General features: G+C 60.1%; 1 pseudogene. It reads right to left on the bottom strand.

Annotated elements, in window-relative coordinates:
* A pseudogene (locus EN804_RS35520) lies at positions 1 to 341 on the bottom strand (DNA ligase); the annotation flags it as partial.

Here is a 341-nt window from a genome sequence, read left to right as displayed (position 1 = left end):
ATGAAATTCCAGCCTTTGCGTTTTGCGTTGGTTGCGACCGAGAGATTCCTCTCCGGCTCGGCCTTCGACATCTCTGCGGCCACGGCTTTGGCAAATGCCTTGACGGCCGTCCAGCCCGCCTGCGGCTTCAGCGGGGCGACTACATGAAGCCCCTTGCCGCCTGATGTCTTGACGAAAGCTGCCAGACCCGCCGCTTCAAAACGCCGCTTCAGTTCGAGCGCCGCCTCTATCACATTCTCCCAGGAGACATCCTCGGCGGGATCTATATCCATGGTGATCATATCCGGCTTTTCCCAGCTCGCGGTGGTCGCTCCCCACGGGTGGATTTCAAGCGCCGCAGA

This window comes from Mesorhizobium sp. M8A.F.Ca.ET.161.01.1.1 (assembly GCF_004792105.1).
Lineage (GTDB): Bacteria > Pseudomonadota > Alphaproteobacteria > Rhizobiales > Rhizobiaceae > Mesorhizobium.
Note: the sequence above shows the minus strand (reverse complement) of the source record. Positions and strands in the feature narration are given on the sequence as shown.